The organism is Acidimicrobiales bacterium (assembly GCA_035546775.1).
In the GTDB taxonomy this organism is placed as follows: Bacteria; Actinomycetota; Acidimicrobiia; order Acidimicrobiales; family JACCXE01; genus JACCXE01.
Map to the genome: position 1 here is coordinate 276,492 of DASZWD010000030.1, position 21,939 is coordinate 298,430.

21 protein-coding genes are annotated in these 21,939 nt (G+C 69.1%); 13 read left to right on the top strand and 8 right to left on the bottom strand.

The genetic code is table 11. The features are described from left to right. Positions 1-103: 103 nt before the first annotated feature. From VHC63_07210 to VHC63_07220, 3 genes are read right to left on the bottom strand one after another with little or no spacing between them, the layout of a single operon-like run. A complete protein-coding gene (locus tag VHC63_07210; protein ID HVV36377.1) occupies positions 104-778 on the bottom strand; it encodes a YceI family protein in 675 nt (224 codons plus the stop codon). Beyond that, positions 775-2,157, bottom strand: a complete 1,383-nt coding sequence (locus VHC63_07215) for a HAMP domain-containing sensor histidine kinase (protein HVV36378.1) — start codon at positions 2,155-2,157, stop codon at positions 775-777. The genes VHC63_07210 and VHC63_07215 overlap by 4 nt, the downstream gene beginning before the upstream one ends. 4 nt (positions 2,158-2,161) lie before the next feature. Further along, complete coding sequence (locus tag VHC63_07220) at positions 2,162-2,851, bottom strand: response regulator transcription factor (protein HVV36379.1); 690 nt, start codon at positions 2,849-2,851, stop codon at positions 2,162-2,164. Between the two features lie 445 nt (positions 2,852-3,296). Between VHC63_07220 and VHC63_07225 the strand changes: the two genes are divergently transcribed. From VHC63_07225 to VHC63_07255, 7 genes are read left to right on the top strand one after another with little or no spacing between them, the layout of a single operon-like run. Then, entirely contained in the window at positions 3,297-4,121 is an 825-nt protein-coding gene (locus tag VHC63_07225; protein ID HVV36380.1) for a dienelactone hydrolase family protein, read from the top strand. A gap of 5 nt (positions 4,122-4,126) precedes the next feature. Next, entirely contained in the window at positions 4,127-4,948 is an 822-nt protein-coding gene (locus VHC63_07230; GenBank protein HVV36381.1) for a hypothetical protein, read from the top strand. Further along, positions 4,918-5,913, top strand: coding sequence for a hypothetical protein (locus VHC63_07235; protein ID HVV36382.1), 996 nt, complete (start codon positions 4,918-4,920; stop codon positions 5,911-5,913). The genes VHC63_07230 and VHC63_07235 overlap by 31 nt, the downstream gene beginning before the upstream one ends. Positions 5,914-5,924: 11 nt before the next feature. Then, positions 5,925-7,217 (top strand): MFS transporter, encoded by a 1,293-nt coding sequence (locus VHC63_07240; protein ID HVV36383.1) that lies wholly within the window; start codon positions 5,925-5,927, stop codon positions 7,215-7,217. Next, complete coding sequence (locus VHC63_07245; GenBank protein ID HVV36384.1) at positions 7,214-8,335, top strand: hypothetical protein; 1,122 nt, start codon at positions 7,214-7,216, stop codon at positions 8,333-8,335. The genes VHC63_07240 and VHC63_07245 overlap by 4 nt, the downstream gene beginning before the upstream one ends. Next, positions 8,332-9,405, top strand: coding sequence for an amidohydrolase family protein (locus VHC63_07250; GenBank protein HVV36385.1), 1,074 nt, complete (start codon positions 8,332-8,334; stop codon positions 9,403-9,405). The genes VHC63_07245 and VHC63_07250 overlap by 4 nt, the downstream gene beginning before the upstream one ends. Positions 9,406-9,433: 28 nt before the next feature. Beyond that, on the top strand, positions 9,434-10,660 hold the full coding sequence (locus VHC63_07255; protein HVV36386.1) for an MFS transporter: 1,227 nt from the start codon (positions 9,434-9,436) through the stop codon (positions 10,658-10,660). On the opposite strand, the gene VHC63_07260 is transcribed toward VHC63_07255, so the two are convergent. Beyond that, positions 10,592-12,154: a fatty acid--CoA ligase gene (locus tag VHC63_07260; protein HVV36387.1), complete on the bottom strand. Its 1,563-nt coding sequence runs from the start codon at positions 12,152-12,154 to the stop codon at positions 10,592-10,594. The genes VHC63_07255 and VHC63_07260 overlap by 69 nt on opposite strands. Before the next feature lie 18 nt (positions 12,155-12,172). Between VHC63_07260 and VHC63_07265 the strand changes: the two genes are divergently transcribed. After that, on the top strand, positions 12,173-12,928 hold the full coding sequence (locus VHC63_07265) for a maleylpyruvate isomerase family mycothiol-dependent enzyme (protein HVV36388.1): 756 nt from the start codon (positions 12,173-12,175) through the stop codon (positions 12,926-12,928). A gap of 3 nt (positions 12,929-12,931) precedes the next feature. On the opposite strand, the gene VHC63_07270 is transcribed toward VHC63_07265, so the two are convergent. Beyond that, positions 12,932-13,555, bottom strand: a complete 624-nt coding sequence (locus VHC63_07270; GenBank protein ID HVV36389.1) for a hypothetical protein — start codon at positions 13,553-13,555, stop codon at positions 12,932-12,934. Between the two features lie 131 nt (positions 13,556-13,686). Here VHC63_07270 and VHC63_07275 point away from each other — a divergent pair, with 131 nt between their 5' ends. The 4 genes from VHC63_07275 (at position 13,687) to VHC63_07290 (ending at position 19,282) form a co-directional block, all read left to right on the top strand. Continuing rightward, positions 13,687-14,514, top strand: a complete 828-nt coding sequence (locus tag VHC63_07275) for a hypothetical protein (protein HVV36390.1) — start codon at positions 13,687-13,689, stop codon at positions 14,512-14,514. A 28-nt stretch (positions 14,515-14,542) separates the two neighbouring features. Further along, complete coding sequence (locus tag VHC63_07280) at positions 14,543-15,775, top strand: acyl-CoA dehydrogenase family protein (GenBank protein HVV36391.1); 1,233 nt, start codon at positions 14,543-14,545, stop codon at positions 15,773-15,775. A 23-nt stretch (positions 15,776-15,798) separates the two neighbouring features. Further along, complete coding sequence (locus VHC63_07285) at positions 15,799-16,713, top strand: SDR family oxidoreductase (GenBank protein ID HVV36392.1); 915 nt, start codon at positions 15,799-15,801, stop codon at positions 16,711-16,713. Between the two features lie 100 nt (positions 16,714-16,813). Beyond that, positions 16,814-19,282 carry a family 78 glycoside hydrolase catalytic domain gene (locus tag VHC63_07290; GenBank protein ID HVV36393.1) on the top strand — a complete coding sequence of 823 codons (2,469 nt, stop codon included), beginning with the start codon at positions 16,814-16,816 and terminating at the stop codon, positions 19,280-19,282. Here the strand turns inward: VHC63_07290 and VHC63_07295 are convergent. After that, entirely contained in the window at positions 19,279-20,049 is a 771-nt protein-coding gene (locus VHC63_07295) for a serine protease (protein HVV36394.1), read from the bottom strand. The two genes, VHC63_07290 and VHC63_07295, sit on opposite strands and share 4 nt — an antisense overlap. Positions 20,050-20,098: 49 nt before the next feature. On the opposite strand from VHC63_07295, the gene VHC63_07300 reads away from it, so the two are divergent. Next, a complete protein-coding gene (locus VHC63_07300; GenBank protein ID HVV36395.1) occupies positions 20,099-20,563 on the top strand; it encodes a peroxiredoxin in 465 nt (154 codons plus the stop codon). Here VHC63_07300 and VHC63_07305 read toward each other — a convergent pair. After that, the gene (locus VHC63_07305) at positions 20,560-21,009 is read right to left on the bottom strand and encodes a GNAT family N-acetyltransferase (GenBank protein ID HVV36396.1); all 450 of its coding nucleotides are present in this window, start codon (positions 21,007-21,009) and stop codon (positions 20,560-20,562) included. The genes VHC63_07300 and VHC63_07305 overlap by 4 nt on opposite strands. Before the next feature lie 23 nt (positions 21,010-21,032). Next, on the bottom strand, positions 21,033-21,938 hold the full coding sequence (locus tag VHC63_07310; GenBank protein ID HVV36397.1) for a cation diffusion facilitator family transporter: 906 nt from the start codon (positions 21,936-21,938) through the stop codon (positions 21,033-21,035). Position 21,939: the final 1 nt, after the last annotated feature.

Here is a 21,939-nt window from a genome sequence, read left to right on the forward strand (position 1 = left end):
ACAGATCAGAAGTATCGAAGTGCGTTCGAGTCGGCGAACGAGCGCGGGTAGATCTGGTACACGACTCCGGTTTTCCACCACGGCTCGGCCATGGCGCAGGACGTTACCGAGTGAAGACGAGGGTGAATTCGAGGGTGCCGTCGTCGCCGACCCGGGCGGGGCCACCGGACGGGTTGCCGATGCCGTAGTCGGCGAAGTGGATCGGGATCTCGCCGTTGACCTTGATCTGACCGGTGACGCGCTTGGCGACGACGTCGAAGGTGACCGACTGGGTGACGCCGTGCAGCGTGAGGTCACCGGTCGCCGTGGCCTTGATCTCCTCGTTCATCGCCACCGACGACAGCGCGATCGGCCGCGTGAGCTTGAAGGTGGCCGTCGGGAACTGCGCCGTGTTCATGATGCGGCCGCGGAACTGGCCGTCGCGTTGCGTGCGGTCCGACGACACCGAGTTCATGTCGATGCTGAACGAACCGGAGTTCACCGTCGTGCCGCTTATGGTGATCGAGCCGGTGACCTTCGAGGTGCGACCGGTCGCCGTCGCCGACGAACCGAACAACGTCTCCTGCACGCGGTAGCCGACGATGCTGTCCGACGACGCCTTCCACGTTCCGTCGCTCGTGCCGTCGTCGGCGGCCGCGTCGATGGTGGTCGACGAGTGCGACGCCGTGCTGTCGATCGTCAGCTTCTTGTCGGGATGCTCGAGCACCTTCAAGTAGAAGGCGGAGCCGCCGACGAGCACGACCACGACCGCGAGGACGACTGCGATGAGCCGTCTCATGTCGACACCGGGAGCTTGACTTCGAACCGGGTGCCTTTGCCCGGCGCCGACGTGACGGTGGCCTCGCCGCCGTGCGCCCGCGCGATCGACTCGACGATCGACAACCCCAGCCCGCTGCCGCCGGCGGCGCGGGTGCGCGCCGCATCCGCGCGGTAGAAGCGTTCGAACGCGTGGGCGGCGACGTCTTCGGGCATGCCGGGACCTTCGTCGCTCACGGCGATCGTGACGAACTTGCCGTTGCGGCTGACCGTCACCGTCGCCGGAGTCTGCGGTGGTGTGTGGGCGCGCACGTTGCCCAGCAGATTCGACATCACCTGGCGCAGCGCCGGGTCGTTGCCGCGCACGACGATGGGCTCGCCGCCGGCCACGGCGACCGTGATCGGCCGGTCGGGCTCGACGGCGCGGGCGTCGTTGACGGCGTCGTTGGCGATCTCGCCGAGGTTCACGTTGCTGAACTCCATCGGCTGTTCCTGGTCGAGGCGGGCCAGTTGCAACAGCTCCTCGACGAGCGAGCCCATGCGTTCCGCCTCGGCTTCGATGCGGCCCATGGCGTCTTTGAGGTCGGCGCTCTTCGACAGCGCGCCGGCGCGATACAACTCGGCGTACCCGCGGATCGACGTCAGCGGCGTGCGGAGTTCGTGCGACGCGTCGGCGGCGAAGCGGCGGACCTTGGCTTCGCTCTCCGCCCGGGCGCGAAACGCCTCCTGGATGCGGTCGAGCATCCGGTTGAACGACGCCCCGAGGCGACCGACCTCGGTTGCGGGATCGGGATGGTCGACGCGCAAGGACAAGTCGCCCTCGCTGATTTGCTCGGCGGTGTGGGCCATCGCGGCGACGGGCAGCACGCCGAGGCGCATCACCCAGAACGACACGAACCCCAGAGCGGCCAGCACGGCGAGACTGCCGAGGATCTGAATCTCGCGCATGTGGACGAGCGTTGCCTGGAGGCCGTCGAGGCTCAGACCGAGCAGCGTGACGTCACCGTCGCGCGGGTCGACTTGGGCGATCATGCGCCACTTCCCACTGCCCGACACCGCGGTCGTCGTCCACGGCTTCGGGGCGTCGCCCGGGTTGACGATGTGGTCGTTCAGCGTCTTCGCCGTCAGCTTCGGCGACGGGCGCTGCGCTTCGAAGGGCGACTCGTAGTGCGTGACCTGTCCGGTGGCGGTGTCGAGCGAGGCGACGTAGTACTCGGTGAGCGTCGAACCGCCGTTGAGATCGGGGCGGCCGCGACCGAGCGAGTCCCCGCTCGTGACCAATTGCTGGTCGACGCGGTGCAGCAGGAACGAATGGAACGTCGACGCCAGAGCGACGTTGCTGGCGATCAGAACGAGGGCGACAGCGACGAAGCCGACGATGATTCGCCGGCGGAGCGACACGGCCTTACGCGGCGAGCCGCAGTGAGTAGCCCACGCCGCGAACCGTCTGGATCAGCGGTGGCCCGAGCTTGTCGAGCTTCTTGCGCAGGTAGCTGATGTAGGTCTCCACGACGGTGGCGTGGCCGCCGAAGTCGTACTGCCACACGTGGTCCAGGATCTGGCTGCGGCTGAGCACACGCCCGGCGTTGACCATGAGGAAGCGCAGCAGGTTGTACTCCGTCGGCGACAGTTCGATGATCTCGCCGGCGCGGCGCACGACGTGGGCCTCGTCGTCCATCTCGAGGTCGGCAAAGTTCAGCTTGTTCGAGCCCGCGCCCGCACCCTGGCGGCGCAGAATCACCTGGATGCGGGCGATCACCTCTTCGAGGCTGAACGGCTTGGTGACGTAGTCGTCGCCGCCGAGGGTGAGGCCGCGCACCTTGTCTTCGGTCGTGTCCTTCGCCGACAGGAACAGCACCGGCACCTTCGAGCCGTCGAGGCGCAGGCGGCGCACGATCTCGAACCCGTCGAGGTCGGGCAGCATCACGTCGAGGAGGACGACGTCGGGATTGAACCGCTCGACCTGGGCGATGGCGTCGCGGCCGTTGTTGGCCACCCGCACGTCGTAGCCGAAGTGGCGCAGCGCCGAGTCGAGCAGGAAGGTGATGTTCTCCTCGTCGTCGACCACGAGGACGCGTGGGAGGCGGTCGTTCATGGGTCCTCAGTCTGCACCCGGAGTCTGAGACTTTCCTGTGAGGTCGCCGAGAGTTGCCGGGCGAGCCGCGGCCGCGTCGGCCGGGGCGGCGGCCACGTCCCCCGTTTTCCTGCAGTGTCATAGCGACAACCAGGCGGCCTGCCATCGCGTTACACCTGCCGGGCACAAGCTGGGTGCATCCCATGGGCCGCAGCATGTACCGGCCGGGCCAGATCCCCGAATCGACGCTCCGCTACATGCGCTCCACGCTCGACACCGCCCGACGCAACGGCGCCGACCCCGCGTGGGTCAACACGCAACGCCGCAGGGGCCTCCTCCCACCGCCATCCGAGGAGTTGTCGCTATTACACTGCAGTGAAGCGCGGGAGGTCCTGGGCGCGGCGGTGGGTGGCGCAGCCGCGGGCAGGCGCGGGCATGCGCGCTCGGCGTCGCGTACGTTGCAGCGATGGAGCTGATCGCAGGCTGGGAATCGATCGAGGGGGCCGACGGCGACCTCGCCGTGTACGTGGCGCGGCCGGAGGCGGCCACGACTCCGCTTCCGGGCGTGCTCGTGCTGCAAGAGGTGTGGGGCGTCGACGCCCACATCGAGGACGTGACGAACCGCATGGCGGCGGCCGGCTACGTCGCGGTGTCACCCGACGTGTACTCACTCGGGGGCGCGCAGCGACCCGAGGCGATCACACCCGCACGCGTGCGCACCCTGATGGACTTCTTCGACACCATCCCGACGGGCTCGTGGCAGGACACCGACGCCCGCAACGCCGAGCTGGCCAAACTCCCGCAAGCCGAAGCCGACGCACTCAACGACACGATGACGACGCTGTTCGGCCAGTTCGCCAACTTCGAGAAGTTCATCGCCGAGTTGCGCGTCACGACGCAGTGGCTGGCGGCGCAGGAATACTGCGACGGCAACGTCGGTGCCATCGGGTTCTGCATGGGCGGCGGCATGGCGGCGCGTCTGGCGTGTGACGAGCCGCTGCTGAAGGGCGCGGTTGGCTTCTACGGCGCGGCGCCGACGCCCGAGCAGATCGCCAACCTGCACTGTCCCGTCCTGTGCCTGCACGGCGAGTTGGACTCGCGGCTCGTCGGCACGATCCCGGGTTTCCAGAAGGCGGCCGACGAAGCGGGCAAGTCCTACGAAGCCGTGGTGTACCCCGACGCCCCGCACGCGTTCTTCAACGACACGCGTGCGTCGTACCGCCCCGACGCGGCGCGCCAGGCCTTCGCCCGCACCCTGGCGTTCCTCGACGAGCACGTGGCGCGGGGCTGACGGCGATGGAACCGATCGTCGCCCGCAAGACGCACCGCACGTTGGAGATGATCCACGGCTACATCTACTTCGCCCCCGAGGCCACCGACGCCTACGCCGCGCTCGGCGTGACGGGCCGCTCCGGTTACTTCGCGTCGCGCTCGGCCGCGATGGGCCCCGCGTCGGCGGAACTCGTCATCGCCACCTTCTTCAACTTCAACAGGGGCCTCGTGCGCCACGCCATGGACGGCGTCTGGGACGTCACGACGCCGGCCGCGCTCCTCGCGGCGCGGCTCGAGGCCGCCGGCGCGATGTTGCGCCGCACCATCGGCGACCTCGCCGTCGGCGCCGATCTCGAAGAAGCCGCCAGCTTGGCGCGACGCGCCGCCGAGGAGGCGTGCGGGCATCTGAGTGGCAAGCCGCTCTTCGCCGGTCACGCCACGTTGCCGTGGCCCGACGATCCCCTCCTCGTGTTGTGGCACGCCCAGTCGCTGCTGCGCGAGTTCCGCGGCGACATCCACGTCGCGGCCATGACCGCCGAGGGCATCGACGGCTGCGAGGCGCTGGTGTGCCACGCCGCGTCGGGCGAGATCGGTCGTGACGTGCTCCAGTCGACGCGGGCGTGGTCCGACGACGAGTGGCAGGCCGCAGTCGAGTCGCTGCAGCGCAAGGGTCACCTGAACGCCAATGGGGCGTTCACCGAGACGGGCGCGGCGTCGCGCCAGTGGGTCGAAGACCAGACCGACGCCAGTGCGCTGCTCGCCTACGAACCGCTCGGTGACGACGGGTGCGAGCGCCTGCGCTTCCTGTGCCGCCCGTGGTCGAAGGCGATCGCGGCGGCGCGATGAACCTCGACGACCTGCTGGCGCGCGCCACCGACCGGGTCGTCGTCAATCCGTCCGATGGCAAGTCGGGCGCGCGTTTCGAAAAGCTCACGGTCGACGGGCAGCGCTACTTCCTGAAGGTGCTGTCCTACGACGCCGACTGGATCATGCGGTGCTCCGGCAACACGGACTTCTGGGAGTACAAGGTGTGGCACGCCGGCCTGTACGACCGCGTGCCGCCCGAGATCGACCACACCATCGTCGCAATGTCGCTCGAGGCCGGTCGGCTGTCGCTGCTGGCGCGCGACGTCAGCGAGCATCTGATTCCGGAGGGCGACGACCTCGTCACCGCCGAGCAGGCCGACGCGTTCATGGACCACATGGCGGCGTTCCACGCCGCCTACTGGGGCTGGCGCGACGACGTCGGTCTGTCCTCGATCGAGCAGCGCATCGGCTTCTTCTCCGATGCGAACGTGGCCCGTGAAATGCAAGCCGCCGACCCGCCGAGCCCGATCGTCGTCGCCCAGCAGGGATGGTCGATGCTGCGCGACCGCTCGCCGGCGCTCGCGGATCTGGTCGAGCCAATCCGGGCCGACCCGACCCGGCTCGCCGACGCGTTGCGCGCCCTGCCCGTCACCTTTGTCGCGGGCGACTGGAAGATGGGCAACCTCGGCTACAACGCCACCACGAAGCAGACGATCCTGCTCGACTGGGCGTATCCCGGTTCGTGCCCGGGGCTATGGGAACTGATGTGGTATCTCGGCGTCAACCGCGCCCGGCTGCCGCGCTCGAAGGAAGACACGATCGCCTGCTACCGCGATGCGCTCGAACGTCGTGGCGTCGCGACCGCCGGCTGGTGGGACGACGCCGTGGGTCTGTGCGCCCTGGCGCAGATGTGCATGATGGGCTGGGAAAAAGCCGTCGGCGACGACGACGAACTCCGCTGGTGGGAAGACTTCGTTTCCAGGACAGGCGGTCGCCCCGCGTAGCTTGAGCGGCCATGTCGGAGGAAGTGTTCGATCTCGAGGAAGGCGAAGAGTCCGTCCTCGAGGGCGACGCCCCCTTCCGACGGGGCAGCGCTCGCGCCGCCCTCGCCCACCGCGACTTCGCCCTCGTGTGGTGGGGTTCGCTGGCGTCGAACGTGGGGACGTGGATGCAGAACGCGGCGCTCGGCGCGCTGGCGTTCAAACTGACGCACTCCTCGGGCTTCGTCGCGCTGCTGGGCTTCGCCCAGCTCGGCCCTCTGCTCGCGCTGTCGCTGATCGGCGGCATGCTCGCCGATTCGATCGATCGCCGGTGGCTGCTGGTGGCGACGCAGGTCGAGCAGGGCGCGCTGTCGTTCCTGTTGGCGTTCTTCGCCGCCCAGCACCACCCGTCCCATGCCGCACTGTTCTTCTGCGTGCTCGGCATCGGCATCGGCAACGCACTGTTCGCGCCGACCATGTCGGCGGTGCAGCCGCAACTCGTCGGCAAGAAGGACCTGCCGGGCGCGGTGTCGCTGCAATCCGTACAGCTCAACCTCTCGCGGGTGATCGGGCCGGTCATCGGCGGCCTCATCATTCCCTTCGTGCACGCGTGGGGCGTCTTCTTTATCAACGCGCTGACCTACCTGTTCGCCATCGTGACGCTGCTGATGGTGACAATCCCACGGCCATATCCCGATCACAGCGAACAGGGCATCAAGCGCGCCCTCGGGGGTTTCCGCATCGCCCGCCACGACGGACTCGTCGGCCGATGTCTCATCATGATCACGACGTTCTCCTTCTTCTGCCTGTGCTTTATCGGCCTGTTGCCCGTCATCGCCGGCGACAACCTCGGCATGAACGTGACCGGTACCGCCTACGGCATCCTCTTTGCCAGCTTCGGGTCGGGCGCGGCGCTGGGCGCCATCGCCGTCGGGACCGTCTGGGTCGACACCTCGAAGGCGAAGATCGTGCGCGTCGGCATGCCGATCTTCGGCGTCTTCCTTGGCGTGCTCGCGGCGCTGCGGACACCGGCGCTCGCGTTCCCCGTCGTCTTCTTTGTCGGCTTCTTCTACTTCGCCACGATCACCTCGCTGTCCACGGTGTTGCAGAACCATTTGAGCGAGCAGGTGCGCGGCCGCGTGATGGCGCTGTGGATCATGGGCTTTGGCGGCACCGTGCCCTTCGGCCTGCTGGCCGGCGGGTGGCTCGCCGACCACACGTCGGTCAGTACCGTGCTTGTCGTGGGCGTGGTGTTCGCGTTCTTGTTGACGGCCGCGATCGACTTGCGCGGCCGCGAGTCGCCAATCGGAATGGAAACCGCGCCGTGACGACTCGGGTCGGCTTCGGGCGCGCCGTCATCACGCCGCCGCTGCCGGTCATGCTCGCCGGCTTCGGTGACCGCGCCGGACCCGCCACCGAAGTGCGCGACGACCTCGAGGTGCGCGCCTTCTACGCGTCGAGCGACGGTGTCGGGCTCTGCTTGCTGGTGTGCGACCTGCTCGGCATGTCACCCGGGTTCGCCAACCCGGTACGCGCCGCGGTTCGCGACCTGCTTGATCTGCCGGCGCCGGCCGTGCTCACCGCCTGCATCCACACCCACGCCGGCCCGTCGACGATGGCCGGCTCGGAACGGCTCGGCTGGCCGACGCCTGACGGCTACCTCGACATCCTCGTGCGCGGCTGCCTCGACGCGGCGCGCGAAGCGCGCGCCAACGCCGAATCCGCAACCTTTCACTACCGCCGCGAAGCACTGCCCGACGGGTTGTCGGTCAACCGGCGCGGCCACCCGTACGCTCCGCATTTCGCCGCCCTCGACGTGCGCGCCGCCAGTGGCGCCCGCATCGGTGCCATCGCCAACGTGTCGATCCATCCCGTCGCCCTCGGCCCGGCGTGCCTGGCGGTGTCGAGCGACTGGGTCGGCTCGTTCCGCAACGAACTCGAACGCACCCACGACGGGCGGGCGGTGCTGCTTTCCGGCGCGCTGGGCGACGTCAACCCGCCGCTGCACGCCCACGCCACCGGCTTCTACGACAACGACAACTTCGAGGACGCCGACGAACTCGGCGTGCGGGTCGCCGGCGTCGTCGGCCCGGCGCTCGACGCTGCCCGACCCGTCGGCCACGGCGCAGTCGGCGTGCGTCGTCACCGCTGGGTCGAAGTCGAGGCGACGGGCGCGCTGGCTGCGGTGGCCGGCGTGGCGGGACACGTCCCCGTCGAACTCGTGGAGTGGTGGCTGGGCGACGTCGAACTCGTCACCGTGCCCGGCGAGGCCTTCCACGCGCTGGGCAACAAGATCGAAGCCGCGGTTGGCGGGCCGATGCTGCTCGCCGGCCTGTCCCCGGTGTGGCAGGGCTACCTCCCCGACCCCTGGGGCGACGGCTACGAGGAAGGCGTGAGCTATGGCGAGGACTTCGTCGCCGGCGTGCGCGCCGCGTTGCTGTCATGACCACGCTCGCCGCATCCGTGGTCATCACCCCCGACGGGCTGCTCGCGCCGGGTGAGGTGTCGATCGACGAAGGCGTGATCGTCGACGTACGCCCGCACACCGGTGTCGCGCCCGCGCGCGTGCTGGCGCCGGGTTTCATCGACGTGCAGGTGAACGGTCACGTCGACGTCGACGTCGCCACCGCCGCGGGCGACGACTGGGATCGCCTCGACCATCTGCTGGCGTCGCAGGGCGTCACCGCGTGGTGCCCGACGATCGTGACCGCGCCGCTGGCGGTCTACCCCGAACGCCTCGAGCGCATCGCCGGCGCGGCGCGGCGGCCACCGGCGCACGCTCGCCCCACCATCATCGGCGCCCACCTCGAAGGGCCGTTCTTGGGCGACGCCTACGGCGCCCACGTGCCCGAGTGGGTCGCCCCGATCGACCTCGACTGGCTCGCCGCCCTCCCGCCAATCGTGCGGGTGATGACCCTCGGCCCCGAGCAGCCGTTGGCCGCCGAGGCCATCGGCCTCCTGTGCAACCGCGGCGTGCTGGTGAGCATGGGCCACTCGAAGGCGACCTACGAGACGGCGATCGCGGGCGCCGACGCCGGCGCGCGGCTCGTCACCCACCTGTTCAACGGAATGGCGCCGCTGCACCACCGGGCGCCGGGCATCCTGGGCGCCGCTCTCTCGGACGACCGCCTCGTGCCGTCGCTCATCGCCGACGGCGTGCACGTGCACCCCGCAGCGTTGCGCGCCGCGGCGCGGGCCAAGGGGCGCGGCGGGTGGATTTTGGTGACCGACGCCGTCGGCTGGCAGACGCACGACCGCGTCGAGATCGTCGACGGCGCCCCGCGCCTGCCCGACGGCACCATCGCCGGCAGCTGCGCCCGCATGGACGAGTGCGTGGCACGCATGGTGCAGGCAGCGCGCATCGACATCGTCGACGTGGTGCACGCGGCCGCCACCACGCCGGCGCGCCTGCTCGGCCTCGACGGTGAGCGCGGCGCCATCGCCGTCGACCTGCGCGCCGACCTCGTCGCCCTCGATCCCGACACTCTGCGCGCCACCGAGGTCTGGATCGCGTAAGAGTTAGGCAGTGGTAATACTGCGCCCGTTGCGAGAAGCCCCGCTGGCGTTCCGCCGGCTGGTGGCGGTGCAGGCGCTGCACGCGGCGGGCGACGCCATGGTCGCCGTCGCCCTTGCCAACACCCTGTTCTTCAACGTGCCGGTAGGCGAGGCGCGCGACAAGGTCGGCTTGTACCTGCTGTTGACGATGACGCCCTTCGCCGTCCTGTCACCGCTGGTGGGCCCGGCGCTCGATCGCCGCCGCGGCGCCTACCGCCTCGGCTTGCTCGCCAGCGCTGGGGGGCGCGCCGTGCTGGCGCTGTTGCTGTCGACGCGCACCGACCGGTTGTGGCTGTATCCCCTCGCCTTCGGCTTGCTCGTGTTGTCCCGCGCCCACGGCATCAGCCGCGCCGCCATCGTGCCGACCACCATCGACGAGCACCACCGGTTGATGTGGGCCAACGCCTGGCTGGCAGTGACGTCGGTCGCCGGCGCGGCGGTCGGCGCGGCGGTCGGCGGCGGCGTGCAGCACTTCATCTCGACCAAGGCGACGCTGTGGCTGGCGACGATCCTGTTCATCGTCGTAGTCCCACCGGCGTTCGCGTTGCCGAAACCCGAAGGCGACACCGCGCACGACCACGTCGCCGGTGACTACCGCGCCCTGCTCAGCTCGCGCCTGATCGGCGGTGGCGTGGTCATGGGCGCGTGCCGGGCCAGCGTCGGCTTCCTCACGTTTCTCCTCGCGTTCCTGCTGCGGGCGCACGGCCACGGCACGAAGGGCTTCGCGCTGACGATCGGCGCGGCTGGTCTCGGCGGCTTCGCCGGTTCGGCCGTCGCCCCGGCGCTGCGCAAGGTGCTGCGCGAACCGCTGCTGCTGCTGAGCGCGCTCCTGCTGATGGGCGGCGCCGCGCTGTACGTGTCGCACGCGTTCACGCTGCGCAACGCCGGACTCGTCGCCGCCGTCGTCGGCTTCGGCAGCACCGCCGGGCGCCTGGCGTTCGACTCGCTGGTGCAGCGCGACGCGCCCGAGGCGATCCGCGGCCGCACCTTCGCCCGCTACGAGACGATCTTTCAGTTGTGCTGGGTCGCAGGCGCCGGCATGGCCACGCTGATCCCGTTCCATTCCCGCGGCGGCATGCGCGTGCTGGCGCTGATCTGCTTCGGAGGCGTCGCTTTGTCGATCTACGGCCTGATCGTGCGCGGCCGGTTAGTTCACCGCCCGCTCCCGGCCCTCCCAGAAGGGGGCACGGAGCTCCCGACGAAGGATCTTTCCTGACGGGTTGCGCGGCAGGGCGTCGATGAAGCCGACGCCCGTCGGGCACTTGAAGTGGGCGAGGCGTTCGCGGGCGAAGGCGATGATCTCCTCGGGCGTCGGGTCCTGTCCCGCCGCCTTGACGACGAGGGCGTGCACCGTCTCGCCCCACTTCTCCGACGGGATTCCGAACGCCGCGACGTCGGCCACACCGGGATGCGACATCAGGCAGTTCTCGATTTCGGCGGGATAGATGTTCTCACCGCCCGAGATGATCATGTCCTTCACGCGGTCGTGGATATAGAGATATCCGTCCGCGTCCAGGTAGCCGGCGTCGCCCGTCTTCAACCAACCCTCTGCGTCGACCGTGTTGGCGGTCTCGTCCGGCTTGTGCCAGTAGCCGAGCATGTTCTGGCCGCTGCGCGTCCAGATCTCGCCCACCTCGCCGACCGCGGCGTCGTCGTTGGTGTCGGGGTCGACAATGCGCAACTCGACGCCGGGCAGCGGCTTGCCGGCGGCGCGCAGGAGGTGGGGCTTGTTCACCGGGTCGTGGTCCTCGGGCGCGAGGCACACGATGGCGCCCGTCGTCTCGGTCATCCCGTAGGCCTGGATGAACTTGGCGCCGAACAGTTCCATTGCACCGGCGAGCACCTCGACCGAGATGGGCGACGCGCCGTAGACGACCGTCTCGAGCGACGAGAAGTCCATGTCCTTGGCGCCCGGCACCATGAGCATGAACTGGAGGACGGCGGGCACGGCGAACATGTTGGTGATGCGCTTATCCGGGATCATCGCCAGCATGGCGGCGGGGTCGACCTCGCGCATGAGCACGGTGTGGCAGCCGACGAAGAAACCGACGGTGGCGTAGCCACTGCCACCGATGTGGAACAGCGGCATGGCCACGAGGTTCACGCAGTCCTCGCGGAAGCCCCAGTCGGGTACGGCGATCGGCAGGAGCGCGAACAGGTTGTCGTTGGTCAGCATCACGCCCTTGGGCAGGCCGGTGGTGCCCGACGTGTAGAGCTGGAAGCCGACGTCGTTCGGACCCGATTCGATACCCGTGTCGGTCGCGGGCTGCGCCGCCACCCAGTCTTCGTAGGACGTGTATCCCGCCTTGCCCCCGACGACGACGATCTTCTTCGCGGCGGTGAGGTCGGCGGCGATGGCGTCGAGCACGGGCGCGAACTCCTGGCCGACCACGATCACCTTGGCCTCGGAGTCGTTGAGGATCTGCGAGATCTCGGGCGGAGCAAGGCGCCAGTTGACCGCCACGTTGGCGGCGTTGACCTTGCCGCCACCGAAGAGCAACTCGAAGTACTCGATCGAGTTCTTGTCGAGGATGGCGATGCGGTCCGCGACGCCGACGCCCTCGGTCAGCAGCGCGTTGGCCACTTGGTTCGAACGCTCGTCGAGCTCGCGGAAGGTCAGCGTGCGGTCGCCGAAGGTCAGTGCCGGATTGTCGGGGCGCTCCCGGCCGTGCACGCGAACGAGGTCGGCGATGGTCTTGATGTCTGCCACGCGTCGTAGTTTGCACCCGTGAACGAGATCCTTGCCGCGCTCTCCGACCAGCAGGCCGAGCTCGACGCGCTGCTCACGCCCGTGGACGACGCCGCGTGGGGCAAGCCGACGCGTTGCGTTGGGTGGAGCGTGAGCGACGTCGTGCTGCACCTCGCGCAGACCAACGCGATGGCCGAAGCCTCGCTCGACCATCGCATGGACGCGTTCCTCGACGACATGCTGCGCGGGCTGCCTCCCACGGCCAACGTCGACGACGCCGCCGGAGCGATGGTCGACAAGGAGCGCGGCACACCGCCGGCCGACGTCTACGCCCGCTGGCGCACCGGCGTCGACGCCTTGTTGGGCAAGTACCGCGCCGCGAATCCGAGCGAGCGTGTGCAGTGGGTCGCCGGCACGCTGTCGGTGCAAACGCTGGCCACGACGCGCCTCGCCGAGACGTGGATCCACACCGGCGACGTGGCGTCGGGGCTCGGCGTCGCCCTGCCCTCGACCGATCGACTCAGGTTCATCGCCCGCCTGGCGTGGCGCACGCTCCCCTACGCGTTCGTGCGCGCCGGCCGGGAGATGCAGGGCAAGGTCGCGTTCGAACTCACGGCGCCGAACGGCACGGACACGTGGGTGTTCGCCGACGGTGCCGCCGAGACGATCGTGCGCGGCCCCGCGCGCGATCTGTGCGAGGTGGCGGCGCAGCGCGCCGACGCGGCCGAGACGTCGTTGACAGCGCAGGGCCCCGACGCCGACGGCGTCCTGGCCTTAGTCCGGACGTTCGCCTGAGCGCTAGGTCGCCGAGGTGGTGGTCGGCGTCGTGCCGCGGTAACGGCCGGGACCGTCGCCGTCGCGGTCGCCGCGGTGGTGGCCGCCGGGACCGCCGGGTCCGTGCTGGGGTGCGGGGTCATCCACCTTCGTGACGGCGAAGTTGGCGTCTTCGTGCACGAGCACGTGGGTGCCGTCGGCCTTCTCCATCATGGCGACGTAACCGCTCGGGTTCGAGCGGTCGTGATCGGCGTGCTCGAAGGTGGACTTGGGCACAGCCTTCTCGGCCGCCGCCTGCACCTTGGCGCTCGTAGCGGCGTCGAGCGATTGGTGGTCGCCGTCGTGATCGCAGCCGGGACGGTTTCCCGTCGCCGGGTCCGTGGCGGACGGAGTGGTCGTGGTGGTCGTGCCGCCGTTGCTGTCGGGGGCGGCCGTCGTGGTCGTCGTGTCAGCAGCAGCGTTGGTGACACCGTCGAGCAGCGACGTGACCGTGCTCTGCACGTTGTCGGTCGCCGCCGTGGGCGTGAAGTTGACCGCGGGGGCGGCACCGCCCAGCGCGTTCATCAAGGCAAAGGCACCGACGCCGCCGACGGCGGCAAAACCGGCAGCGCTAGCGGCGAAGGCGCGGCGAGAGCGAGGAATTCCCATGCCTCACAGGATGCGCCGCGTTTCTGTGAATTCACCCACGTTCTTCCTGTGAATCTGTGCGTGCGGCGCGGCGTTACGCGCCATTCGCCTGAATCGGTTTCTTTCTCCTGACGGAGGGGTACGGGCGCGGGGTGATTCGCGCCCTTCTCACCGCCCTCCTCAGCGTGCTCGGCCTCGCGCCCGCCCTCGCCCCACCGACGCGCGCGTCAGCCTGGGCGCCGGCGGCGAGCGCAGCCATTCACCCCGGAGTGCAGACGTTCACCAACGGCGCTCAGTGCACGGCCAACTTCGTCTTCGAGGCGGCGGGCGTCGTCTACATCGGCCAGGCGGCGCACTGCGCCAGCACCGGCAGCAACACGGACACCAACGGCTGCACCACGAAGTCGTTGCCGCTCGGCACCGCCGTCGCCGTGACCGGCGCGTCGCATGCGGGCGTGCTCGCCTACAGCTCGTGGATCACGATGCAGGCGCTCGGCGACAAGAACCCCGACGAGTGCGCGTACAACGACCTCGCCCTCGTGCAACTCGACCCCGGCGACGTTGCCCGCGTCAACCCGTCGGTCCCGCACTGGGGCGGTCCGAGCGGCCTCAACACGTCCGGCGCGCCGCTGCTGTCGCGGGTGTACTCCTACGGCAACTCGGAGCTGCGCGGCGGGCTCGAGCTGCTGTCGCCCAAGCTCGGCGTGAGCATGGGCGACGCCGGCAACGGCTGGGAGCACTACGTCAACACCGCCACGCCGGGCATCCCCGGCGACTCGGGCTCGGCGTTCCTCGACGGCTCGGGCCGCGCCCTTGGCATCCTGTCGACGCTCGGCATCGCGCTGCCGCAGGCGGGCACGAACGGCGTCGGTGACGTCGGCCGCGAGCTGATGTACATGCACGCCCACGGCGGGCCCGACGCCACCCTCGTCAACGGCACCGAGCCGTTCAACGGGACGCAGCTTCCGCTCGGCATCTGACCGCGCTCTTGCGCGAGGATCACGCTCCATGACAATGGAGCTGGACCTGGGGCCGAACGCGAAGAAATTTCGCGACGAGGTGCGCGGCTTTCTCGAAGCGCACCAACCGGAGGGCCTTGAGGGTCTCGACGACGAACAGGCGGCGTTCTCCAACACGCCGGCCGCCAGGGCGTGGGCCGACAAACTCGCCGAGCACGGCTTCATGTGCGTGTCGTGGCCCAAGGAGTTCGGCGGGCGCGGCTTGAGCGGCATCGAGGTCGCCGTCCTGAACGAAGAGTTCTCGCGCATGAAGGTGCCCCGCGTGACGCGCGGCATGGGCGAATGGCTGGTGGGCCCCTCGATCATCGTCTGGGGCACCGACGAGCAGAAGGCCAAGTTCCTGCCGCGCATCATCGACGGTAGCGACCGCTACTGCCAGGGCTTCTCCGAGCCCGACGCCGGCTCTGACCTCGCCAGCCTGAAGACCCGCGGCGTGATCGACGGCGACGAGATCGTCATCACCGGTCAGAAGGTGTGGACCTCCGGCGCGCAGGCGGCGAACATGATGTTTTGCCTGTGCCGCACCAACCCTGACGTCCCGAAGCATCAGGGCATCTCCTACGTGCTGCTGCCGATGTTCCGCGACGACGGTTCGTCCAACGGCATCGAGCTGCGTCCGATCAAGCAGATCACCGGTGGGTCAGGCTTCACCGAGACGTTCCTCACCGAAGCCCGCGCCCCGGTCGCCAACGCCATCGGCGGCTTGCACAACGGGTGGAAGGTCACGATGACCACGCTCGGCAACGAGCGCGGCGGGAACGCGACGACCCAGCACGTCCGGTTCACCAAGGAGTTCTGGGACCTCGTCACCGAGGCGCAGAAGCGCGGCCGCGCCGACGACCCGGCGCTGCGCCAGGACCTGGCGAAGGCGTTCACCAACGTGGAGATCATGCGGTACAACGGCCTGCGCGCGCTCAGCGAAGTCGTGGCCAAGAAGGAGCCGGGCCCGGCGTCGGCGCTCAACAAAATGTTCTGGTCAGAACACCAACGTCGGCTCGGCGAAGTCGCGCTCGACGTCATGGGCATGGACGCCACGGTGTTCGAGTCGTCGCAAGCCGACGGCTATCACCCCGATCGCTGGCAGAACCTGTTTCTGCAGAGCCGGTCGGGGACCATCTGGGGCGGTACCGCACAAGTGCAACGAAACATCGTCGGCGAGAAAGTTCTCGGATTACCGAAGGAGCCGAGCGTCAGCGAGGCGACCAAAGTGATCGCTAAGTAGGTAAGGACACAAGGGAGACGTTTGTGAGCAGGCTGAATGAGGGGCGCGTCGTTGTCATCACCGGCGCGGGCAATGGCATCGGACGCGAGCACGCGCTGCTGTTCGCGCAGACGGGCGCCAAGGTCGTCGTCAACGACCTCGGTGGTGCCCGCGACGGGACGGGTTCGGACCAGTCGGCCGCCAACCAGGTGGTCGAAGAGATCAAAGCCATGGGCGGCGAGGCCGTACCGAACTACGACGACGTGTCGGACTACGACGCCGCGGGTCGCATGATCCAGCAGGCGATCGACACCTTCGGCGGGCTCGACGTGCTGGTGAACAACGCCGGCATTCTGCGCGACCGCATGCTGGTCAACATGAGCGTCGACGAGTGGGACGCCGTGATCAAGGTGCACCTGCGCGGCACGTTCTGCCCGACGCGTCACGCGGCGGAGTACTGGCGCAATCGCAACAAGGCGGGCGAGGACAACGACGCCCGCATCATCAACACCACGTCGAGCTCGGGCATCTACGGCAACCCGGGTCAGACGAACTACGGCGCCGCCAAGGCCGGCATCGCCGCGTTCACGATCATCGCCGGCATGGAACTCGAGCGTTACGGGATCACCGTCAACGCCATCGCGCCGGGCGCGCTGACCCGCATGACCGAGGACCTCAACCCGAACCGTCCCCAGCCCAAGGAAGGCGAGTGGAACGCGTTCGGTCCCGAGAACATCGCGCCGCTCGTGGTGTGGCTCGGCTCGCCCGAGTCACGCGACATCAACGCTCGCGTCTTCAACGTGGCGGGCGGCCGCATCTCGGTGGCCGAAGGTTGGACCTACGGCCCCGGTGAGGACCACGGCGCCAAGTGGGATCCCGAAGAACTCGGCAAGGTCATCCCCGGTCTGGTGGAAAAAGCGGCGCCCAACGTCGCCCAAGCCCGCCGCGCCGCCCGCTAATTGACGGAAACACAACTTTGACGACGAGTTTTGGCCGCCATATCGCGTCTATGACGGGAAATGGCGGCCATAACTCGTCACAGAAGAACGGCGGGCGCGCGTGAGGGTCGTTGATCTCCGCTATGAACGACTCGTCGACCCGATCGGTCTCGACACGCCCCACCCGCGACTGACGTGGCGCATCGAGGCCGACGGCGACGAGCGCGACGTCGTTCAGACGGCGTACGAAGTCGAAGTCGACGACTGGAGTACCGGCCGCGTCGAGTCGTGGCGCCAGCAAGTCACCTACGACGGACCGGTGCTCCGCTCAGCGTGGAACGGAGGGTGGCGAGTACGTGTGTGGACGAGCGCGGGTCCCTCCCGGTGGTCCGACTGGGCGCAATTCCAGACCGGGATCCTCGACCCCAGCGAGTGGGTGGCACGCATGATCGTCGCCGATCACCCGACTACCCCCGTGGTGCGGTTCACGCGCACGATCGACGTACCCGACGACATCGACTCCGCTCTCCTCCGGCTGAGCGCGCACGGCATTGTCGACGCAACCGTCAACGGCCAACCGGTCAGCAGCGAAGTGCTCGCTCCCGGGTGGACGAGCTACGACCAGCGTCTCGTGGTGCGAACCCACGACCTCAAGGCAGTGCTCAATCCGGGCCAAGTCGAGCTGGCGCTCACCGTCGCGCCCGGTTGGTACAGCGGACGCATCGGTTTCCGTGACGCAGGGCCGCTGTATGGCACACACGTCGGCGTCTTCGGGCAGCTCGAGATCGTGCGCGCGCACGCCGATCGGATAGTCATCGGTACCGACGAGACGTGGACAGCGACCACAACCGAGTACTCGCTCGCCGAGATCTACGACGGCGAGGACATCGACGAAGCGCGCGCCGGTCAGCCGGTGCCAGTCCAGATTCTGGACTCGTTCGATCCCGCGGTGCTGTGCGCGCCGGCGGTGCCGCCGGTGCGGCGTACCGAAGTGCTGCAGCCCGTATCCGTCAACGGGTCGATCCTCGACTTCGGGCAGAACCTCGTCGGGTGGTTGCGCGTGCGCGGCGTCCCCGACGGCAGGACGGTCACGCTGCGTCACGCCGAGATCCTCGACAACGACGGGCAGCTCTTCACCGCGCCGCTGCGCACCGCCCGCGCCACCGACGTGTTCACGGGCGGCGACTACGAGCCGCGCTTCACGTTCCACGGTTTCCGCTACGCCGAGGTCACCGGCGTGTCGCCCGACGATGTGGAAGTCGAAGCCGTTGTGATCCACAGCGACCTCGAGCGCATCGGCACGTTCGAGTGCTCCGACCCCCTGCTCAACCGTCTCCACGAAAACGCGGTGTGGGGCTGGCGGGGCAACTCCGTCGCCGTGCCGACGGACTGCCCGCAGCGCGACGAGCGCCTCGGCTGGACCGGCGACGCTCAGGTCTTCTCCCCCACCGCGTCGTTCCTCTACGACGCGGAGACGTTCTGGCAGAACTGGCTGGCCGACGTCGCCGCTGACCAGCGCGCCGACGGGGCTGTCCCGAGCGTCGTGCCCGACATTGGCCTCGAGATCCGCGGCGCGTGCGGGTGGGGCGACGCCGCGGTCGTGGTTCCGTGGACGACCTATGTCGCCTACGGCGACGACACGGTGCTGCGCGAGGCGCTGCCGTCGATGCGGGCGTCGGTCGACTACGTGTACTCACGCCTCGACGCCGACCACCGCTGGACCCAGGACTTCCAGTACGGCGACTGGCTCGACCCCGACGCGCCGACTGAGCAGCCGTGGCGGGCCAAGGCGAGGTTCGACCTCGTCGCCACCGCGTACGCCGCGCACGTGGCGGACTTGCTGGCGCGCACCGCAACCGTGCTCGGCGAAGACGCGCTGGCGGCACATTCACGGGCGCGCTTCGAGACGGTGCGCGCCGCGTGGTGGGAGCACTACGGCGACACGGCGGCGACAACGCAGACGGGTGCGGCCCTGGCCATCGCCTTCGCCCTCGTGCCCGACGACGAAGCGCGCTTCAAGATGGGCGAGGCGCTGGCGCTGCGCGTGCACGACGCCGGCGACCATCTCGCGACCGGCTTCCTCGGCACGCCGTTACTGCTGCCGTCGCTGGCGGCGACGGGTCACCTCGACGTGGCCTACGACGTGTTGCTGCAACGCAGCGCGCCGTCGTGGCTCTACACCGTCCTCGCCGGTGCCACGACAATCTGGGAGCGGTGGGACGCGTTGCGCGAGGACGGGTCGGTCCCGCTCGGGTCGCTCGACATCGGTTCGGGCAGTTCGATGGTGTCGTACAACCACTACGCCTACGGCGCCGTCGCCGAGTGGCTGCACACCGCTGTCGCCGGTCTGCGCCCTGATCCCGACGACCCCGGCTATCACCATTTCTTCGTCGAGCCCCGCCCGGGTGGAGGCCTCACCCGCGCGTCGGCGGCGCGGCAGACTCGTTACGGCACCGCATCGGTCGCATGGCGCCTCGAGGGCGATCAGCTACACGTCGACGTCGAAGTCCCGCCAAACACCTCGGCGACCGTCATGCTGCCCGACGGCTCCACGCAGCGCGTCGGCTCAGGCGTCCACGCCTTCGGTTAGACGCCGGGGACGTAGCTGTCGATGAAGTCGCGCATCTGGGGGTTGTTGACCTCGCCGTAGCTGCCCGGGAACTCGGGGATGGCGCACAGGAAGCCGTGGCTGACGACGCCGATTTGGATGCGCTGGCCGAGCGGGCCCTTCCAGAACAGCGGACCGCCCGAGTCGCCCTGGCAGCTGTCCTTCAGCAGGGCGGCGGCGCACACCTGGGTGTCGGCCTCGACGCCGCTGAGCCCGCAGTTGGCGTCGCTCACGACCTTGAGTTGCACGTCGCGCATCTGCGGCAGCGCCAGCAGTCCCATGGTGACGGGGTTCCAGTCGCCCCACCCGGCGACGGTCACCGCGGTGCCGTCGGCCTCGTGCGTGTCGTCGCCCAGCGGCGCCAGCGTGATCTTGGCGACCGTCAGCGGCACCGCCGAGGCCAAGTGCAGCAGCGCCACGTCGTAGTTGGTGCCGTCGTACGCCGGGTCGACGTGGAAGGCGTCGACGGGGATGACGACACCCCCGGCGGAGTTGTCGTTGCTGCCGACCCGCACCGTCAGCCCGTTGGTCGACTCACCCGTCATGCAGTGGGCGGCGGTGAGCACCCACTGGTTGGCGATGACCGAGCCGCCGCAGAAGTGGGCGCCGCCCGACTGCACCGACGCCATGAACGTGTAGGCGCCGCCGGGCGTGGTGGAACCACCGACGATGGCGTCGGCGCCCGGCGCCGCGAGAACGGTCGCGCCGAGCGCGAACACGACGACGAGAATGCCCCAGGCTTTCCGCATGCTGGGACAACGGACGAACCGGCGCATTTCTTGCGGTTAGGTTCTGGCCATGCCCGTCGACATTGGTCAGGAAGCCCCCGATTTCGAGCTGCGCGCCAGCACCGGTGACACGGTGAAGCTGTCGCAGTACCGCGGCGACAAAGCCGTCGCCCTCGTCTTCTATCCCTTCACCTTCACCGGCGTGTGCCAGGGAGAACTATGCGCCCTGCGTGACGACATGAGCCGCTACGAGAACGCCGGCGTGCAGGTGCTCGCCGTCTCGTGTGACACCGCGCCGGCGCAAAAGAAGTGGGCCGAGGAGCAGGGCTACAACTTCCCGGTGCTCGCCGACTTCTGGCCCCACGGCAAGGTGGCGCAGGACTACGGCGTGTTCAACGACAAGCTCGGCTGCGCCATGCGCCACACCTTCCTCATCGACAAGAACGGCACGGTCGTCGACCACTTCGACACCGACGCCATCGGCACGCCCCGCGAGCAGGCGCGCTACGAGGAAGCCCTCGCGAAGCTGGTTTAGCTCTTCGGCAGGCGTTTGACGAGGTACGCGGCGGGTTCACCGTCGTCGATCACGTCGCCCCAGTACTCGTACCCGAGGCGCTCGTAGAGCCTTCGCGCCGCGGTGTTCGTCACGAGCACGCCGATGCCGATCATCTCGTCGCCGCGCCCGTGCGCGAGTTTCTCGCACTCCGCGATGATCCGCGTCCCGACGCCCGTGCCCGTGGGCCAGGCATCGAGGGCGTTGATCTCGGCGAACTCCCCCAGCGCGTCCAGTACTTCGACGTACTTCGAGAAGAAGCGGAAGCGGACGCGCCCGCGCAACTCGTCGCCCTCCCATGCGATGAGCAGCAGCGCCTCACCACGCTGCTGGGCTTCGTAGCGCTTCCGCTCGAACTGTTCGTTCGCGGGGTCGCGGGCGATGAGTCGCAGCAGGTCCTCTTCCGTGGCGGGTCGCACGTCGATCACAGTGCGCAGACGCTACGCGGCCGTCACCTCGCGGTGTGTGAGTCGGGCGCGTCACAGGCGTGACACTCGAGTTCGAGCGTGGCGTGCTCGATCCCGAACCGCTCGTCGAGCATCGCCTTCAGTTGCTCGCCCCGTTGTTGCGCCTCGTGCAGCGTCACCTCGCCGCGCAGCACGACGTGCGCCGACAGCGCCGGCACGTCCGACGCCAGGTTCCACAGGTGTAAGTGGTGCACCGTCTCCACGTTGTCGTCGCCGGCGAGCGCCGCTGCGACCTCGCCGGCGCTCATGCCCCGTGGCGCACCCTCGAGCAAGACCTGGGTGGTGTCGCGCAAGAGTCCCCACGCGGACCACAACACCAACACCGCGAGCGCGATGGACACCGCGGGGTCAACCCAGTTGGCGCGCCACAGCACCACGGCGACACCCGCAGCGATCGCCCCGATCGAACCAACGGCGTCAAGGGTCATGTGCACGAGCGCGCCGCGCATGTTCAGGCTTTCACCGCCGGCGCGGGCGAGCAGCCCGGCGCTGACGACGTTGACCACGAGGCCCAGACTGGCAACCACCAGCAACCCGCCACCGACGACGTCGACGGGTGAACCGATGCGACGAACGGCTTCGAACACGATCCATCCTGCGACGACGAGCAGCGTGAGACCGTTGGCCTGGGCGCCGAGGACCTCGGCGCGCTGGAGGCCGTACGTGTGCCGGGCCGTGGCCCGGCGATCGACGAGTTGCTGCGCAATCAGCGCGATGGTCAGGCCGGCGACGTCGGAGACCATGTGGGCGGCATCCGCGAGCAACGCCAGCGAGTGGAAGGCCCATCCACCCACCGCTTCGGCCACCAGGAACACGCCGTTGGCGGCGAGCGCGATCCACAGGGCGCGGCGTTGCTCGCCCCGGCTGCCGTGGTGATGGCCGTGGACCACA

Coding starts and splice junctions, on each gene's coding strand:
- VHC63_07210 (HVV36377.1), bottom strand. CDS start 778: ATGAGACGGCTCATCGCAGTCGTCCTCGCGGTCGTGGTCGTGCTCGTC.
- VHC63_07220 (HVV36379.1), bottom strand. CDS start 2,851: ATGAACGACCGCCTCCCACGCGTCCTCGTGGTCGACGACGAGGAGAAC.
- VHC63_07225 (HVV36380.1), top strand. CDS start 3,297: ATGGAGCTGATCGCAGGCTGGGAATCGATCGAGGGGGCCGACGGCGAC.
- VHC63_07230 (HVV36381.1), top strand. CDS start 4,127: ATGGAACCGATCGTCGCCCGCAAGACGCACCGCACGTTGGAGATGATC.
- VHC63_07240 (HVV36383.1), top strand. CDS start 5,925: ATGTCGGAGGAAGTGTTCGATCTCGAGGAAGGCGAAGAGTCCGTCCTC.
- VHC63_07250 (HVV36385.1), top strand. CDS start 8,332: ATGACCACGCTCGCCGCATCCGTGGTCATCACCCCCGACGGGCTGCTC.
- VHC63_07270 (HVV36389.1), bottom strand. CDS start 13,555: ATGGGAATTCCTCGCTCTCGCCGCGCCTTCGCCGCTAGCGCTGCCGGT.
- VHC63_07280 (HVV36391.1), top strand. CDS start 14,543: ATGACAATGGAGCTGGACCTGGGGCCGAACGCGAAGAAATTTCGCGAC.
- VHC63_07295 (HVV36394.1), bottom strand. CDS start 20,049: ATGCGGAAAGCCTGGGGCATTCTCGTCGTCGTGTTCGCGCTCGGCGCG.
- VHC63_07300 (HVV36395.1), top strand. CDS start 20,099: ATGCCCGTCGACATTGGTCAGGAAGCCCCCGATTTCGAGCTGCGCGCC.